This window comes from Erwinia sp. QL-Z3 (assembly GCF_004551645.1).
Classification (GTDB): domain Bacteria; phylum Pseudomonadota; class Gammaproteobacteria; order Enterobacterales; family Enterobacteriaceae; genus Erwinia; species Erwinia billingiae.
Genome location: NZ_CP037950.1, coordinates 3,520,499 through 3,534,238 on the forward strand (window position 1 = coordinate 3,520,499; position 13,740 = coordinate 3,534,238).

Annotated in this window: 10 protein-coding genes; 7 read left to right on the plus strand and 3 right to left on the minus strand. The window is 58.7% G+C overall.

Annotated elements, in window-relative coordinates:
- Positions 1 to 80: 80 nt before the first annotated feature.
- Together E2F51_RS17055 and E2F51_RS17060 are read left to right on the plus strand one after the other, a co-directional pair.
- On the plus strand, positions 81 to 1,847 hold the full coding sequence (locus E2F51_RS17055; protein ID WP_134824899.1) for an adenine deaminase: 1,767 nt from the start codon (positions 81 to 83) through the stop codon (positions 1,845 to 1,847).
- Between the two features lie 33 nt (positions 1,848 to 1,880).
- Entirely contained in the window at positions 1,881 to 3,230 is a 1,350-nt protein-coding gene (locus E2F51_RS17060; RefSeq protein ID WP_134824026.1) for an NCS2 family permease, read from the plus strand.
- Between the two features lie 69 nt (positions 3,231 to 3,299).
- On the opposite strand, the gene araA is transcribed toward E2F51_RS17060, so the two are convergent.
- Complete coding sequence (gene araA / locus E2F51_RS17065; RefSeq protein ID WP_134824027.1) at positions 3,300 to 4,808, minus strand: L-arabinose isomerase; 1,509 nt, start codon at positions 4,806 to 4,808, stop codon at positions 3,300 to 3,302.
- 12 nt (positions 4,809 to 4,820) lie between these two features.
- The gene (locus E2F51_RS17070; RefSeq protein WP_134824028.1) at positions 4,821 to 6,503 is read right to left on the minus strand and encodes a ribulokinase; all 1,683 of its coding nucleotides are present in this window, start codon (positions 6,501 to 6,503) and stop codon (positions 4,821 to 4,823) included.
- A 364-nt stretch (positions 6,504 to 6,867) separates the two neighbouring features.
- Between E2F51_RS17070 and E2F51_RS17075 the strand changes: the two genes are divergently transcribed.
- The 5 genes from E2F51_RS17075 to E2F51_RS17095 all read left to right on the plus strand — a co-directional run bounded on the left by E2F51_RS17075 (position 6,868) and on the right by E2F51_RS17095 (position 12,509).
- Positions 6,868 to 7,851: an arabinose ABC transporter substrate-binding protein gene (locus tag E2F51_RS17075; protein WP_134824029.1), complete on the plus strand. Its 984-nt coding sequence runs from the start codon at positions 6,868 to 6,870 to the stop codon at positions 7,849 to 7,851.
- A 69-nt stretch (positions 7,852 to 7,920) separates the two neighbouring features.
- Positions 7,921 to 9,444: an L-arabinose ABC transporter ATP-binding protein AraG gene (araG, locus tag E2F51_RS17080; RefSeq protein WP_134824030.1), complete on the plus strand. Its 1,524-nt coding sequence runs from the start codon at positions 7,921 to 7,923 to the stop codon at positions 9,442 to 9,444.
- A 17-nt stretch (positions 9,445 to 9,461) separates the two neighbouring features.
- The gene (gene araH, locus E2F51_RS17085) at positions 9,462 to 10,451 is read left to right on the plus strand and encodes an L-arabinose ABC transporter permease AraH (RefSeq protein WP_013201986.1); all 990 of its coding nucleotides are present in this window, start codon (positions 9,462 to 9,464) and stop codon (positions 10,449 to 10,451) included.
- Between the two features lie 12 nt (positions 10,452 to 10,463).
- On the plus strand, positions 10,464 to 11,381 hold the full coding sequence (araC, locus tag E2F51_RS17090) for an arabinose operon transcriptional regulator AraC (RefSeq protein WP_013201987.1): 918 nt from the start codon (positions 10,464 to 10,466) through the stop codon (positions 11,379 to 11,381).
- Between the two features lie 87 nt (positions 11,382 to 11,468).
- Complete coding sequence (locus E2F51_RS17095; RefSeq protein WP_134824031.1) at positions 11,469 to 12,509, plus strand: oxidoreductase; 1,041 nt, start codon at positions 11,469 to 11,471, stop codon at positions 12,507 to 12,509.
- Between the two features lie 126 nt (positions 12,510 to 12,635).
- On the opposite strand, the gene add is transcribed toward E2F51_RS17095, so the two are convergent.
- Positions 12,636 to 13,634 carry an adenosine deaminase gene (gene add, locus E2F51_RS17100; RefSeq protein ID WP_013201989.1) on the minus strand — a complete coding sequence of 333 codons (999 nt, stop codon included), beginning with the start codon at positions 13,632 to 13,634 and terminating at the stop codon, positions 12,636 to 12,638.
- Positions 13,635 to 13,740 lie beyond the last annotated feature (106 nt).

Here is a 13,740-nt window from a genome sequence, read left to right on the forward strand (position 1 = left end):
GGCAAAGCCTCGTCCGCTGCCTACATTAGCCTCAACCTTCCGCCACTGTGGACACCGACTTGAACGAGACAACCGCGCCCATGCCCCTGCGTCAGCGGGCCATCCAGGCCGCTTTGGGAAAAATGCCCTTCGACCGCCTGCTGATTAACGCGGCGATCGTCGATATGGTCACCGGCGAGATCCGTGACGCCGATGTCGGCCTGATCGGCGGCATGATTGCCAGCGTGCATCCTCGCGGCAAATTTACCCAGGCTACCCACACCGATGACCTGTCCGGCCATTTTCTCTCTCCCGGCCTGATTGACACCCATGTGCATATCGAAAGCTCGCATCTTCCTGCGGAAAAATACGCGGAGATCGTGGTAGCGCAGGGCACCACCACGGTGTTCTGGGATCCGCATGAGCTGGCAAACGTGCTGGGCGTGGCCGGCGTGCAGTATGCCGTGCGGTCCAGCCGCAATCTGCCGCTGCGGGTGATTTGCGCCGCGCCGTCCAGCGTGCCGTCGACGCCGGGACTGGAAATGTCCGCCGCAGACGTTGGCGGTGAGGAGATGCAAACCATGCTCAGCTGGCCCGAAGTGGCGGGCGTGGCGGAAGTGATGGATATGGCTGGCGTGCTGAACGGCAGCGAAAAGATGATGGCGATCCTTGATGCGGGCCTGAAAAGCGGCAAGCTGATCGAGGGCCATGCGCGCGGTCTGAAGGATGAGCAGTTGCAGGCCTACCTTGCCGCGGGCGTCACCTCCGACCATGAACTGACCTCGGCAGAAGACGCGCTGGAAAAGCTGCGCGCCGGATTAACCCTGCAAATTCGCGGCTCCCATCCTTATCTGCTGCCCGACATTGCCCAGGCGCTGCTGGCCTTACCGCATCTCTCTTCACAAATTACCCTTTGCACCGACGACGTGCCGCCGGACCATCTGCTGGAGAAAGGCGGGATGATAGCACTGGTGAAACTGCTGGTGGCCGCGGGCATGCGTACGGAAGACGTGCTGAGAATGGCGACGCTGAACGCGGCAAACCGGCTGCAACGGGCGGATTTGGGGCTGATCGCTGCCGGTCGCACCGCCGATATTATTGCCTTTGATTCACTGGAAAACCTTAATCCGGCCTGCGTCTACGTCGGTGGTGACTGCGTTGCCCGCGAGGGAAAACTGCTGTTTACGCCGGCTGCGGCAAGCGATGTCAGCCCGCCGCGCGATACGCTGCGCATCGATGCGCTGACAGAAGCGGACTTCCAGTTGCGGGTGCCAGGTCTGCAACAGGGCACGGCCCGCCTGCGGAACATCAAGGGCGCGCGGTTCACCCAGTGGAGTGAAGTGACGGTGGCGGTGCGTGATGGCGCGGTGAAACTGCCGGACGGCTTCAGCCTGATTTGGGTCAAGCACCGTCACGGACGCCATGCGGCCACGCCACAGATGGCCCTGCTGGAAGGTTGGGGCGAATTGCGCGGGGCGATTGCCACCTCGTATTCACATGACTCGCACAATCTGGTGGTGATAGGCCGGGATCCGCGGGATATGGCGCTGGCCGCCAATCAGCTGATCGCCTGCGGTGGCGGGATGGCGCTCAGCCAGCACGGCAAGCTGCTGGCAAAGGTGGCGATGCCGATTGCCGGCATGCTGTCTGAGCTGCCGGCAGAAACGCTGGCGGAGCAGTTTAAAAATCTGCGCGAGCTGAGCGGACAGGTTGCCGACTGGGAGCCGCCGTATCGCGTGTTTAAGGCGATAGAAGGCACCTGTCTGGCCTGTAACGCCGGGCCGCACTTAACGGATCTCGGCCTGACCGACGGCGCAACGCGCGAAATTGTCGATCCGGTGCTGGCCATCTGGCCGGACGCGCTTTAACACAACAATAACAACATTCAGGGGAAGTGAAGCATGGCCGAAAGTGAGGTAAAAAATAGCGTCGCCGTCGCCGGAGACAACTGGCTACAGCGCCGTTTCCAGCTGCGTCAGCGCCAGACCAAAAGCAAAACCGAGTGCCTGGCGGGTATCACCGGTTTTCTTGCCGCAGCCTATCTGCTGGTGGTGATCCCCAGCCTGCTGGCGGCGGGCGGCATGGATAAGGGCGCGGCCACCACCGGGGTGATCCTGGTGTTTGTGCTGGGCTCGCTGCTGATGGCGTTTTACGCCAATCTGCCGTTTATGGTCGGGCCGGGCATCGGCGGATCGGTGCTGGTTGGCATTACCCTGGCAGGCGATGGCATCAGCTGGCCCATCGCGCTGGGGATTGCCTGCTGGTCAGGGATTGTGTTTTTTGTGATGACGGTGTTCGGGCTGCGTGAGGTGGTGACCCGCTCGGTGCCGCAGTCGATCAAGCTGGGGCTGACCGCCTCAATCGGGATTTTTGTGGCGCTGCTGGGCTTTCGTAACGCCGGACTGGTGCTGGCCAATTCTAAGACGCATGCGCTGGCGCTGGGCGATTTTACCGCGCCCGGCGCGTTAATTGCGCTGCTGGGCCTGCTGGTGGCGGTGGGATTGCAGGCACGCAAAGTGCCGGGCGCGATACTGTGGGCGATTTTGCTGGCCACTGCCGCCGGTATCCCGCTGGGCGTTACCCATCTGCCGGAACACGGCATGTCGCTGCCGCATTCGCTTGCGCCGCTGTTTGGCCAGGTCGATCTGTGGGGCGCGCTGAATATCGCCTTCCTGCCTTTCCTGTTTATCTTTTTCGCCTCGGAGTTCTTCTCCACCATGGGCACCACGCTGGCGGTCGGCGGCGAAGCGGGGCTGCTGGATGAGCACGGCAATATGCCGCAGATCAACCGGCCGTTTATCGTCGACTCGATTGCGGCGGCACTGGGGCCGATTGTGGGCATTCCTGCGGCCACCGCGCTGATTGAGTCCTCGGCCGCGGCTGACGCGGGCGGCAAAACCGGGCTGACCGCGCTGGCTGCCGCGGTGATGTTTTTGCTGATGCTGTTCTTTACGCCCGTGGCGCTGATGATCCCGAAAGAGGCGACCGCGCCTGCACTGATGCTGATTGGCCTGAACATGTTCAGCAACCTGCGCAAGGTGGATTTAGCGGATTTCACCGAAGCCTTGCCGGTGTTGATGATGGTGATGATTACGCTGATTTCCAACAGTTTCGGTACCGGCATCGCCGGTGGGCTGCTGTTTTATATCCTGATTAAACTGGTGGCCGGTAAGATCCGCGAGGTGCCGCTGGGGCTGGTGATCCTCGCCATCCCGCTGGTTTATTACTTCACCACCCTGGTTCACCATTAATAAAAAAAGCCCTTCTGCAACCAGAAGGGCTTTTCGTTTAAGGCCTTAGGAATTCAGGCCGTTACTGACTTAGTAGCGCTGATTCAGGCGGTAATAGGCCTCGTTCCAGCGCAGCGCATCCTTAAAGCCGTGCAGGGTGGTTTCATCGTCAATCACCAGCACTTCAATGCCATGCATCTCGCCATACTGTCGCATATCGTCAACCGTCAGCGCCTGGCTGAACACCGTATGGTGCGCGCCGCCGCCAAGGATCCAGGCTTCGGACGCGGTGGCCAGTGACGGCTGTGCATGCCACAACGCCCGCGCGACCGGCAGCTTAGGCAGCGGTTTAGGCTGTTCAATGGCATCCACCACGTTGACCAGCAGGCGGAAACGATCGCCCATATCGATCACGCTGGCGTTCACCGCGCGGCCCGCAGGGGTGGAGAAGATCATCCGCGCCGGATCGGCCTTACCGCCGATGCCCAGATACTGCACGTCAATTAACGGGCGGCTCTCTTTGGCGATCGACGGACAGACTTCCAGCATATGGGAACCCAACACCAGCTCATTGCCGGGTGAGAAGTGATAGGTGTAATCCTCCATAAACGAGGTGCCGCCCGGCAAGCCGGTGGCCATCACCTTAAACACGTGCAGCAGCGCGGCGGTTTTCCAGTCGCCTTCACCAGCGAAACCATAGCCTTGCTGCATCAGACGTTGCACCGCCAGGCCCGGCAACTGGGTCATGCCATGCAGCGTCTGGAAGTTGGTGGTGAACGCCATGCAGCCTTCATGTTGCAGGAAGCCCTTAATGCCCAGCTCGATTTTCGCCGCGTCCAGCACGTTCTGGCGCTTCTCACCGTTGATGGCGGCCGCAGCGGTGAAGTCGTACAGGCTTTCGTACTCATCAACCAGCGCGTTGACGTCGCCGTCGCTGACGCCGTTAATCACTTCAACCAGATCGCCGACGCCCCAGCCGTTGACCGAATAGCCGAACTGGATCTGCGCCGCCACTTTGTCGCCTTCGGTTACCGCCACTTCACGCATGTTGTCGCCGAAACGCGCCACTTTCAGATTCTGGCTGGCCTGCTTCGCCGCCGCCGCACGCATCCACTGGCCCAGGCGCTCCTGCGCGACCCTATCCTGCCAGTGGCCGGTGATCACGCTGTGCTGCAGACGCATACGTGCGCCGATAAAGCCGAACTCTCGGCCGCCGTGCGCGGTCTGGTTCAGGTTCATAAAGTCCATATCCATGCTGTCCCACGGGATCTCGGCATTGAACTGGGTATGGAATTGCAGCAGCGGCTTGTTGAGAATGCTCAAGCCGCCAATCCACATTTTGGCCGGCGAGAAGGTATGCAGCCAGGTCACGATGCCCAGACAGTCTTCCGCATGATTGGCCTGACGGCACAGCGCCAGCGCTTCGTCCGGGCTTTTTACCAGCGGCTTCAGTACCAGGTTAAACGGCAGACGACCGTCACGATTAAGCCCGTCCACGACCTGCTGACCATGCTGTTCCACCTGACGCAAGGTTTCCGCGCCGTAAAGATGCTGAGTACCAATCACAAACCAGACGTTAAGCGCATTAGGCTGAGTCATTTTTCATTCTCCTTAAATTTTGGACGGTTGAGCGGCAAACTGCGGTTCGGCCACTTCACACCACTGAAGGTAACGTTGATAAAGCTGTTGATAGCGATCGACGCGGCTGGCGTCGGGCTGCAAGGTGGTGGCAATCGGACTGGCCATTTTTTGTTGCGCGGACGGGACGTCCGGGTAGACACCGGCGGCGACGGCGGCAAAAATCGCCGCGCCCAGCGCGCAGCACTCGTCAGAGGCGACGATATCCAGCGGGCGGTTCATCACATCGCAACACACCTGCATAATTGCCGGCGATTTACGGGCAATGCCGCCGAGGGTCAGAATGCTTTCGACCGGGATATCCTGCTGCTCGAAACACTCCATAATGGCGCGCGCGCCAAAAGCGGTGGCGGCAATAAATCCACCAAACAGCGCAGGGGCGTCGGTGCCCAGATTCAGGTCGGTGATCACCCCCTGCAGACGCTGATTCGCAAACGGCGTACGGCGACCGTTAAACCAGTCCAGCACCACCGGCAGATGCTCCAGCTGCGGATCGTCAGCCCAGGCTTTGGTCAAATCGTTGAGCAGGTTCTTACGGATGGCGGCCAGGCTGGGAGCCAGCTCAGGGCTGTTTTGTGCCGCCTGATCCAGCGGCCAGCTCAGCAGACGGCTGAACCAGGCATACATATCGCCAAAGGCAGACTGGCCGGCTTCCAGACCGATCATCTCCGGCACCACGCTGCCGTCCACCTGACCACAAATACCTTTAATGGCGCGATCGCCCACGCGCTGCGGGTCGGCAATCAGAATGTCGCAGGTAGAGGTGCCAATCACTTTCACCAGCGTATAGGGACGTGCGCCCGCGCCGACGGCGCCCATATGGCAGTCAAAAGCGCCGCCAGACAGGGTCACGGTGTCGGGCAGGCCCAGGCGTTCCGCCCATTCAGCGGTGATCTGGCCAACCGGCAGATCGGCGGTCCAGGTTTCGTTAAACAGCGGGGTATCCAGCTGTTCAGTGAGCATCGGGTCCAACGCGTCAAGGAACTCGCGGGTCGGCAGGCCCTGCCATTCCGGGTGCCATAAGGATTTATGTCCCGCCGCACAGCGCCCGCGACGGATATCCTGCGGTGCCGTGGTGCCGCTCAGTAAGGCCGGCACCCAGTCACACAGTTCAATCCAGGAGACCGCCGCTTCGCGCACCGCGCGATCTTCACGGCTGACGTGCAGGATCTTCGCCCAGAACCATTCGGAAGAGTAAATACCGCCGATAAAGCGCGAATAGTCCTCGAACTTTCCGCCATGACACAGGGCATTAATCTCTTCGGCTTCTTTTATCGCGGTGTGATCTTTCCACAACACGAACATCGCGTTGGGGTTCTCGGCAAACTCAGGCAGCAATGCCAGCACGTTACCGTGGCGATCGATGGGGGCAGGGGTTGAACCGGTGGAATCCACGCCGATGGCCACCACAGTCTGTCGCTGCCCGGGGGTTAGTTTAGTGACAACGTCACGAATGGCCTGTTCAAAGGCGTCGATATAGTCCTGAGGATGATGGCGGAACTGGTTGATGCGGCTTTGACAATAAAGCCCGGCTTGCCAGCGAGAGTAAGCCACTACCTGTGAATGCAATTCCTGTCCGCTGGCACAATCCACCGCCAGAGCACGAACCGAATCACTGCCAAAATCCAGACCTATTGTTATGGCTCCCAACTGCATGTTCTTCTCTCCAGACGGTATGTATAAACCTGTCTGACTACCCTAAGAAGTGGCGCGCTTTGCCGTTAGGTTAAGGACGCTGCAAATATGCACTTTTCTGTCATGGTGCGGGATTCTGTGATGTAGCTCAAAGGTTACATGAAGGTTAATTTAGCTAAATGTATGGACAGAATAACTGTAATCTCAAGGTGTGATACCGCTCTCCCTTTATCACGTAAGTTCCCGTTAAAACTAGCGCTCATCGGCACAGGTCCTGCTGTCCTGACCGAAAAACTTGCTGTTTTAAGCCCTTAAGTGGGCAGCATTCCGAATGATACCGTTTACATCACACCGCCGAAAAGCGGGAACTGAGCCGGAGAGCCTCATGCACAAAATACCCTACGCGCTTGCTGCCATTGGCCTTGCAGCCGTTATGTCACAATCAGCTATGGCTGAGACCATGAAACTCGGTTTCCTGGTCAAACAGCCTGAAGAACCCTGGTTCCAGACCGAGTGGAAATTTGCTGACAAAGCCGGGAAAGAGATGGGCTTTGAAGTGATTAAAATTGCCGTGCCAGATGGTGAAAAAACCCTGAATGCCATCGACAGCCTGGCGGCGAGCGGCGCCAAAGGCTTCGTTATCTGCACGCCCGATCCGAAACTCGGTTCTGCCATTGTTGCCAAGGCCCGCAGTTACGATCTGAAAGTCATTGCCGTGGATGACCAGTTTGTGACCGCCAAAGGCAAACCGATGGACACCGTGCCGCTGGTGATGATGGCCGCCACCAAAATTGGCGAGCGTCAGGGGCAGGAACTGTATAAAGAGATGAAAAAACGCGGCTGGGATGCGAAGGATACCGGCGTGATGGCGATCACCGCGGATGAGCTGGATACCGCGCGTCGTCGTACCGGCGGCTCGATGGATGCCCTGAAGGCCGCAGGCTTCCCGGCTAACCAGATCTACAAAGTACCGACCAAATCTAACGATATCCCTGGCGCGTTCGATGCCGGTAACTCCCTGCTGGTACAGCATCCCGGCGTGAAACACTGGCTGGTGCTGGGCATGAACGACAACACCGTATTGGGTGGCGTGCGTGCGACGGAAGGTCAGGGCTTCAAGGCACCGGACGTGATTGGTATCGGCATCAACGGTGTCGATGCGGTGAACGAACTGTCAAAAGGCCAGGCGACCGGCTTCTACGGCTCGCTGCTGCCAAGCCCGGACGTGCATGGCTATAAGAGCATCGAGATGCTGTACAACTGGGTGAACAAAGGCGCTGAACCACCGAAGTTCACGGAAGTGACCGACGTGGTGCTGATCACCCGTGACAACTTCAAAACAGAACTGGCGAAAAAAGGCCTGATGTAACAACACCGTAGGCAACGGCGCGGATGGCGCCGTTGCCCTGCGAAGGTCGGTAACCGGTCAGGAGATAACATGAGTACGCAACCCGCATATCTGAGCTTTCACGGCATTGGAAAAACCTTTCCAGGCGTGAAGGCGTTGCAGGACATCAGTTTTGAATGTGGCGCGGGCCAGATCCACGCCCTGATGGGCGAAAACGGCGCGGGCAAGTCCACGCTGTTGAAAATTCTTAGCGGCAGCTACCAGCCAACCAGCGGCGAAATCCGTCTGAAGGGGCAGCCCGTCAACTTTACCCACACCACCGACGCGCTGGATGCGGGGGTAGCCATTATTTATCAGGAGCTGCATCTGGTGCCGGAAATGTCGGTAGCAGAGAACATCTACCTTGGTCAGTTGCCGCAGCGGGCGGGCTTTGTTAACCGCAAACTGCTGCGCTATGAGGCCGGAGAGCAGCTGAAAAACCTGGGGATGGATATCGACCCGGATACCCCGTTGAAATCTCTGTCGCTCGGCCAGTGGCAGATGGTGGAAATCGCCAAGGCGCTGGCGCGTAACGCCAAGGTGATCGCCTTTGATGAGCCAACCAGCTCGCTTTCCGCCCGCGAAATTGAACACCTGTTCCGGGTAATCCGCCAGCTGCGCCAGCAGGGCCGCGTAGTGCTTTACGTCTCGCACCGTATGGAAGAGATCTTTGCCCTCAGCGATGCCATCACCGTGTTTAAAGACGGGCGCTATGTGCGCACCTTTGACGACGTGCCCAACACCTCTCATGACGAGCTGGTGCAGGCGATGGTCGGCCGCGAAATCGGCGACATTTATGGCTATTCGCCCCGCGAAACCGGCGCGGTGCGCTTGCAGCTGGATAACGTGCAGGCCAAAGGCGTACGTCAGCCGATCTCATTAAAAGTGCATGCCGGTGAAATCGTCGGTCTGTTCGGCCTGGTCGGTGCCGGTCGCAGTGAGCTGATGAAAGGGCTGTTTGGAGCCACCAAACTGACCGGCGGCGAACTGCGTCTGGATGGCGAAGTGATTGTGATCAAGGAGCCGGCCCACGCCATTCGTGCCGGGATCCTGCTTTGTCCGGAAGATCGTAAGGCGGACGGCATCATTCCGGTTCACTCGGTGCGCGACAACATCAATATCAGCGCAAGGCGCAACAACCTGACCGCCGGCTGTCTGATCGACAACCAGTGGGAAAGCAAAAATGCCGCCTCGCACATTAAATCGCTCAACATCAAAACGCCGTCAGCCGACCAGCTGATCATGAACCTCTCCGGCGGTAACCAGCAGAAAGCCATTCTTGGCCGCTGGCTCTCTGAAGAGATGAAAGTGATCCTGCTGGATGAGCCGACGCGCGGCATCGACGTTGGGGCGAAAAATGAAATTTATAACCTGATCTATGCGCTGGCAGAAAAGGGCATTGCGGTGCTGTTTGCCTCCAGCGACCTGCCTGAAGTGATGGGGCTGGCCGATCGCATCCTGGTGATGAGAGAGGGTCAAATCGCCGGTGAACTGAGCCATACCGAGGCCACCGAAGCGCTGACCCTTGGTCTTGCCATGCCGAAAACGACTCAACGCGCCGCAGCTGTGGCCTGATAAGAAGGAGTATTTAAATGTCATCTCACACCACGTCACCCGCGACGCCACCGAAACAAACCCAGCGTATTAATCTGGGCCGCATCTGGGATCACTTCGGTATGCTGGTGGTGTTTGCCGTGCTGTTTATCGGCTGCACTATTTTCGTGCCGAACTTCGGATCACTGATCAATATGAAAGGCCTGGGGCTGGCGATGTCGATGTCCGGCATGGTGGCCTGCGGCATGTTGTTCTGCCTCGCCTCCGGCGATTTTGACCTGTCGGTGGCGTCGGTTATCGCCTGTGCCGGCGTCACCACCGCGGTGGTGATCAATATGACCGAAAGCCTGTGGATTGGCATCTTCGCCGGTCTGCTGTTGGGCGTGGTTTGCGGCTTTGTGAACGGTTTCGTTATCGCTAAGCTGAAAATCAATGCGCTGATCACCACCCTGGCGACGATGCAGATTGTGCGCGGGCTGGCCTATATCTTCTCAAATGGTCAGGCGGTAGGTATCGAAGACGAGCGCTTCTTTGCGCTGGGTTACACCAACTGGTTCGGCGTGCCTGCACCGGTCTGGCTGACCATCGGCACCATGATTATCTTTGGTTTCCTGCTGAATAAAACCACCTTTGGCCGCAACACGCTGGCGATTGGCGGTAATGAAGAAGCGGCGCGTCTGGCCGGGGTTCCGGTGGTACGCACCCGCATTATCATCTTTATTCTGTCCGGCTTGGTCTCCGCTGCGGCGGGCATTATTCTGGCCTCGCGTATGACCAGCGGCCAGCCGATGACCTCACTGGGCTATGAGCTGATTGTGATCTCCGCCTGCGTGTTGGGTGGCGTGTCGTTGAAAGGCGGAATTGGCAAAATTTCCTATGTGGTTGCCGGGGTATTGATCCTCGGAACGGTGGAGAATGCGATGAATTTATTGAATATCTCGCCTTTCTCACAGTATGTGGTGCGCGGTTTGATACTGTTAGCGGCGGTGATTTTCGACCGTTACAAACAGAAAGCTAAAGCAGCCTGATCAGGAGGCGTTATGTACCATCGCTTAGCGCCCGTGGCGCAATCTAACCCGCTGTTACCTGGCTATCAATTCAATGCCTGGCTGGTGGCGGGACTGACGCCGATTAACGCCGGGGATGGTCTGGACTTCTTTATCGACCGTCCGCTGGGCATGAAAGGCTTTATCATTAACCTGACCACCAAAGGGCGGGGCCAGGTGTTTAACGGTGAGGATGCCTTTGACTGTGAACCTGGCGATCTGCTGCTGTTCCAGCCAAAAACCCAGCATTACTATGGCCGATCGCCAGAAAGCGACTGCTGGCACCACCGCTGGATTTACTTCCGTCCACGCGCCTACTGGAGCGACTGGCTGGTGTGGCAGGATGAGAAGAAGGGCGTTGGCCGGCTGCGGCTGCCGGAACGTCTGCGCGGCGAGTTTGAACGCCTGTTTGCCAACATCGAACAAACGCACACCTCCGGGCGACGCTTTGCCGAAGAGCTGGCGATGAACCTGCTGGAGCGGCTGCTGCTGCGGGCGGTGGAAGAGGATCCGCGTAGCCATCAGCAAATTCGCGATCCGCGGGTGATTGAGGCCTGCCAGTTCGTCACCAGCAACCTGGCCGGCGAGCTGAAAATTGACGAAGTGGCCAACCACGTCTGCCTGTCGCCCTCGCGGCTGGCGCACCTGTTCCGCGAGCAAATGGGGGTCAACCTGCTGCGCTGGCGCGAGGATCAGCGGGTGATCCGCGCCAAGCTGCTGCTGCAAACCACCCAGGAGCCGATCGCTACCATCGGCAGGATTGTCGGCTACGACGATCAGCTCTATTTCTCACGCGTGTTCCGCAAACGCGTTGGCGTCAGTCCGAGCGATTTCCGCCGCCGTTCGCTGGACGCACACGATGCGCTGGTGGCGCAGGAAAGCTGGGATTTGCCCAGAAGTGCCAATAGTTAAGCGAAACGGATAATTCAGGTAATTCCCGCTTGTCCTTACCCTGCTGATAGTCTTAAATCATCAGGGTAAGTGACAAGAGGAATGCAAATGAGCGACAAAATTCGTGTAGGGCTGGTCGGTTACGGCTTTGCCAGCAAGACCTTCCATGCGCCACTGATCGCCGGTACGTCGGGCATGGAACTGTCCGCCGTCTCCAGCAGTGATGCCAGCAAAGTGCACGCTGACTGGCCATCCACTCAGGTAGTCTCCGATCCACAAACGTTATTTGACGATCCTGGGCTGCAACTGATCGTCATCCCAACCCCCAATGATACCCACTTCCCGCTGGCCAAAGCCGCGCTGAACGCCGGTAAACATGTGGTGGTGGACAAACCTTTCACCGTGACGCTGTCGCAGGCCCGTGAGCTGGACGCGCTGGCGAAAGCCAAAGGGCTGATGCTGTCGGTGTTCCACAACCGCCGCTGGGACAGTGATTTCCTGACGCTGAAAACGCTGCTGGCCGAAGGCACGCTGGGTGAAGTGCGTTACTTTGAATCGCATTTCGACCGCTTCCGTCTGGAAGTGCGTAACCGCTGGCGCGAGCAGAAGGGCGCAGGCAGCGGCATCTGGTACGATCTGGGGCCGCATCTGCTGGACCAGGCGTTGCAGCTGTTCGGCTCTCCGGTCGCCATCAATGTCGATACCGCCGAGCTGCGTCCGGGCGCGCAAACCACCGATTATTTCCACGCCGTGCTGACCTATCCTCAGCGGCGTGTGGTGTTGCATGGCAGCATGCTGGTGGCGGCGGAATCTCCGCGTTACCAGGTTCATGGCACCAAAGGCAGCTATGTGAAATACGGCCTGGATCCGCAGGAAGACCGTCTGAAAGCGGGCGCACGTCCACCGCAGGAAGACTGGGGTTACGATATGCGTGATGGGGTATTGACGCTGGTGAATGGTGAGATGATGGCGGAAGAGACGCTGCTGACCATACCAGGCAACTACCCGGCGTACTATGCGGGCATCCGCGATGCAATCACCGGTGACGGCAGCAACCCGGTAACCGCTGAAGAAGCGATTCAGGTGATGGAACTGATTGAACTGGGCCTGCAGTCGGCCGAGAAGCGTCAGACCCTCTCTTTGAAGTAAACGCTTTACGCTAAAAAGTCGCTGCAGTAACGGCCTGAATAGTCCAGGCCATAAAAAAGCCCCGCGGGATATCCGTGGGGCTTTTTGTTGCGGTCGCCGTCAGGTCGACCTGATATTACTTCGTCTCTATGCCGCCACGCGGGCGCGCACCGCGTCTTTCTCCGCGTCGGTCAGGAACGCAATCTTCAGACCGTTTTCCTGCGCCGTGCGGATTTGCGCCAGGCTCAGACCCGCCTGTGGCGCCGCGACTTCATACTCATACGGCAACTCGATGCCCTGAACCGCCGGATCGTCGGTGTTAATGGTCGCCAGAATGCCGTGATCGAGGAATTTCGCCAGCGGATGCTGTGCCAGCGAAGCCACGGTGCTGGTCTGAATATTCGAGGTCAGGCAGGATTCCACGCCAATCTTATGCGCCGCAAGGAAATCCATCAGCGCCGGATCGTCAACGGCCTTCACGCCGTGGCCAATACGCTCGGCGCCCAGCTCACGAATGGCCTGCCAGATGCTCTCCGGGCCAGCGGCTTCACCGGCGTGAACGGTGATGCGGAAACCGGCATCGCGCGCGCGGTTAAAGTGGCTGAGGAACTGGCTGCCCGGGAAGCCCAACTCATCACCGGCCAGATCCAGCGCGGTAATGCCATCACGGTGAGCCAGCAGGCCTTCCAGCTCGCGCAGGCAGGCTTCTTCACCGAAGGTACGGCTCATTATGCCAATCAGGCGCACGTCAATATTGTGCTGCTGACAACCGGCGCGCACGCCGTCGATCACCGCTTCCACCACGCCCGCCACCGGCAGGTTGTGGGTCATTGCCATATAGCCCGGCGAGAAACGCAGCTCGGCATAATGGATCCCGGCACGGGCGGCATCTTCCACGTTTTCCTGCGCAATACGGCGGCAGGCCTCCAGTGAACCCAGTACCTTGACGCCCCAGTCCAGCTTGTTTAAAAAGCTGACCAGATCCGGCTCGGTTTGGGTGACCTGAACGTGCGGACGCAGCAGTTCCAGGGTAGTGGCGGGCAGGGTAAGGTTAAACTCGCGGCCTAAATCCAGAATGGTTTGTGCACGAATATTGCCGTCAAGGTGGCGATGAATATCGGTGAGGGGAAGCTGGGTATCAATCATGTCGGCGCACTCATGTAGTTTTAATAAGTGCATAGCAGTATAAAAACATTTTGCGCAACACCGCCAGTGAATTGCGCAAACGACGCGTCAAGTGCCGATAATTTGT

Coding starts and splice junctions, on each gene's coding strand:
- araH (WP_013201986.1), top strand. CDS start 9,462: ATGTCATCTCACACCACGTCACCCGCGACGCCACCGAAACAAACCCAG.
- E2F51_RS17060 (WP_134824026.1), top strand. CDS start 1,881: ATGGCCGAAAGTGAGGTAAAAAATAGCGTCGCCGTCGCCGGAGACAAC.
- E2F51_RS17070 (WP_134824028.1), bottom strand. CDS start 6,503: ATGCAGTTGGGAGCCATAACAATAGGTCTGGATTTTGGCAGTGATTCG.
- E2F51_RS17055 (WP_134824899.1), top strand. CDS start 81: ATGCCCCTGCGTCAGCGGGCCATCCAGGCCGCTTTGGGAAAAATGCCC.
- E2F51_RS17075 (WP_134824029.1), top strand. CDS start 6,868: ATGCACAAAATACCCTACGCGCTTGCTGCCATTGGCCTTGCAGCCGTT.
- araC (WP_013201987.1), top strand. CDS start 10,464: ATGTACCATCGCTTAGCGCCCGTGGCGCAATCTAACCCGCTGTTACCT.
- add (WP_013201989.1), bottom strand. CDS start 13,634: ATGATTGATACCCAGCTTCCCCTCACCGATATTCATCGCCACCTTGAC.
- araG (WP_134824030.1), top strand. CDS start 7,921: ATGAGTACGCAACCCGCATATCTGAGCTTTCACGGCATTGGAAAAACC.
- araA (WP_134824027.1), bottom strand. CDS start 4,808: ATGACTCAGCCTAATGCGCTTAACGTCTGGTTTGTGATTGGTACTCAG.
- E2F51_RS17095 (WP_134824031.1), top strand. CDS start 11,469: ATGAGCGACAAAATTCGTGTAGGGCTGGTCGGTTACGGCTTTGCCAGC.